Raw genomic sequence first — 3,313 nt, 5'->3', positions numbered from 1 at the left:
GAACCAGTGACATACGGATTAACAGTCCGCCGTTCTACCGACTGAACTACAGAGGAATCGTGTGAACGGGGCGCATATTACTGATTTTCCGACGCGTGTCAAAACTCTTTTTTCATTGTTGCGTACCGTTTGCAGAAAGCTTAGACAATCTGTCGTATTAATCAGCGTTTCAGCTCATTTATTGCCGCATTTATCGCAATAAGCGTTGATGACAGCGATAAACAAACCGGCTGACGCACGGGAATCAGCGCGGATCGTGCTGAGCGGCGGCGCATGGTCAGGGCACATGCTGCAAAAAAGGAAGTTGTAATAAAGCGTTAAACCGCACCGGAAAGATTTTGCATATTCGCTGACCATTGCCCATCATCATTATTCTCACCTTTATCAAGTCATCGGGTCGACCTTGCAAACTTTACTCGTCAAACTGCGGCGCGCCATTGAAGGCACGGCGTGGTATCCCAAACGGCGTTCCTATCGGGTGCTGTTCTGGCGTGAAATCACGCCGCTGGCGGTGCCTATCTTTATTGAAAACCTCTGCGTGCTGCTGATGGGGGTGCTGAGTACCTTCCTCGTCAGTTGGCTGGGCAAAGAGGCGATGGCGGGCGTCGGGCTGGCCGACAGCTTCAATATGGTGATCATCTCCTTTTTTGCGGCGGTTGATCTTGGCACCACAGTGGTGGTGGCGTTCAGTCTCGGCAAGCGTGACGGTGAGCGCGCACGCGCGGCGGCGCGTCAGTCACTGGCGCTGATGACCGTGGTGTCGCTGCTGCTGGTGGGCGTGATTGAATTCTACGGTCACCTGATTATTGACGGCATCGCGGGCAGCGCCTCGCCAGAGGTCAAACAGCTGGCGCTGGAGTATTTGCAAACCTCGGCCTGGAGCTATCCGGCGGCGGCCATCGCGCTTATCGGCAGCGGCGCGCTGCGCGGCGCGGGCAATACCAAAATCCCGATGTTGATTAATGGCGGGATGAATATTCTCAATATCGTTATCAGCGGCGTGCTAATTTACGGCTGTTTCTCATGGGAAGGGCTGGGCTTCATCGGTGCCGGTCTGGGGCTGACCATTTCCCGTTATATCGGCGCGATTGGCGTTATCGTGGTGCTGATGGTCGGTTTTAATCCGGCGTTACGCATTTCGCTGCGCAGCTATTTCAGCCGATGGAACAGCAAAATTCTGATGGAAGTGCTGGGCATCGGCGTTCCGGCCAGTATCGAATCGGTGCTGTTTAACGGCGGCAAGCTGCTGACCCAGGTTTTTGTCGCTGGCATGGGCACCAGTGAAATCGCCGGTAACTTTATCGCCTTTTCCATCGCCTCGCTGATTAATCTGCCGGGTAACGCGCTCGGCTCCGCCTCAACCATTATTGTCGGTACCCGGCTGGGCAAAAATCAAATTGGCCAGGCAACGCGCCAGCTGAAGCATATTTTCTGGCTGGCGACCTTTGGCCTGTGCTGCCTGGCCTTCCTCTCGGTGCCCTTTGCCGGTCTGCTGGCGCGCTTTTATACCCGCGATGCGGACGTGATCGAAGTGGTGAAGCATCTGGTCTGGCTGAACGCCGCCTGTATGCCGATTTGGGCCGCCTCGTGGGTGCTGCCCGCTGGCCTGAAAGGGGCGCGCGACGCGCGTTATACCATGTACGTTTCGATGATAAGTATGTGGGGCGCGCGCGTGGTGGCCGGTTATCTGCTGGGGATTGTGCTGGGCATGGGTGTGGTTGGCGTCTGGCTGGGCATGTTCCTTGACTGGCTGGTACGCGGCATCTGTTTTTGGCGACGGCTTATCAGCGGCAAGTGGCTGCAGAAGTATCGGCCTGTTTCCACCCAAAACCCGACGCAAATCAATAAGTGACGCAGCGCCAGTGAGATGCCGGTTCCATACTTACCTTTTATCAAATGAAAGGAGCGGTTATGTCGAATCAGGAAAATGCAGAAGTTTATGATTTTCGCGCTGCGCTGGAGAAGCTGCAGTCAGTGCCGGGGCAATATATTGAAACCGATCATCCGGTCGATCCCAACGGTGAGCTGGCCGGCGTTTATAAACGTATCGGCGCGGGCGGTACGGTACAGCGCCCGACGCGCATCGGCCCGGCGATGATGTTCAATAATGTGCAGGGGTATCCCGATGTGCGCGTGCTGGTGGGGCTGATGGCAAGCCGCGAGCGCGTCGGTTTGCTGCTGGATACGCCGCCCCATAAGCTGACGCAGCGCATTGATGAAGCGTTACGCAATCCGGTACCGCCGGTCAATGCCGGGCCGGAAGCGGCACAGTGTCAGGAAGTGGTTTATCGCGCTACCGACGCCGACTTCGATTTGCGCAAGCTGCTGCCAGCGCCCACCAATACCGATGAGGACGCCGGCCCCTATTTCTGCCTGGGGCTGGTGCTGGCCAGCGATCCTGAACTGGGCACCGATGTGACGATTCATCGTCTCTGCGTCCAAAGCCGCGATGAATTGAGCATCTTTTTTGCGCCTGGCCGTCATATTGATATGTTCCGCCAACGCGCCGAAGCGCAGGGCAAAAAGCTGTCGGTTACCATCAACATGGGGCTGGATCCGGCGATTCATATCGGCGCCTGCTTTGAAGCGCCGACCACGCCGCTGGGCTATGACGAGCTTGCCGTCGCTGGCGGCTTGCGTCAGCAGCCGGTGAAGCTGGTTGATGCGCTAACGGTGAACGCCAAAGCCATTGGCGCCGCGGAAATTGTCATTGAAGGCGTTATCGAGCCAGGCCAGTACGTACGTGAAGATCAAAACACGAATACCGGCCATGCGATGCCGGAGTTTCCCGGCTATGACGGCGATGCGAATCCGTCCCTGCCGGTCATTAAAGTGACCGCCATTACCACGCGTAAAAATCCGATATTGCAAACGCTGGTCGGCCCTGGCGAAGAGCATGTCAGCCTGGCAGGATTGCCCACCGAAGGCAGTATTTATCATGCGCTGGATAAGGCGATGCCGGGCTTTGTCAGTGAAGTCTACGCGCACAGCGCGGGCGGCGGTAAATTTCTCGCCATTCTGAAATGCAACAAAAAATCAGCGTTTGACGACGGGCGCGCACGCCAGGCGGCGTTGCTGGCTTTCGGTATCTATTCTGAGCTGAAAAATGTCATTCTGGTGGATGAGGATGTGGATATTTACGACAGCGACGATATTCTCTGGGCGATGATGACCCGTTTCCAGGGCAACCGCGATCTGATCGCCATTCCCGGCGTCAGCTGCCACGTTCTCGATCCCTCCCAGTCGCCGGAATACGATCCCAGCCTGTCGGCGAAGGGATTAACCAGTAAATCCATTTTTGACTGTACAGCGC

Annotated in this window: 2 protein-coding genes; both read left to right on the top strand. The window is 56.4% G+C overall.

The annotated features are described in order from the left end of the window. Positions 1–403: 403 nt before the first annotated feature. Entirely contained in the window at positions 404–1,852 is a 1,449-nt protein-coding gene (locus tag P3C52_RS20800; RefSeq protein ID WP_275556761.1) for an EmmdR/YeeO family multidrug/toxin efflux MATE transporter, read from the top strand. A 59-nt stretch (positions 1,853–1,911) separates the two neighbouring features. Continuing rightward, positions 1,912–3,313: UbiD family decarboxylase (locus P3C52_RS20795; protein ID WP_275556760.1), on the top strand; the 1,402-nt coding region annotated here is incomplete at its 3' end.

Origin of the sequence: Mixta sp. Marseille-Q2659 (assembly GCF_940807255.1) — a bacterium.
GTDB lineage: Bacteria > Pseudomonadota > Gammaproteobacteria > Enterobacterales > Enterobacteriaceae > Mixta.
This window is presented reverse-complemented; position numbering and strand designations above follow the sequence as displayed.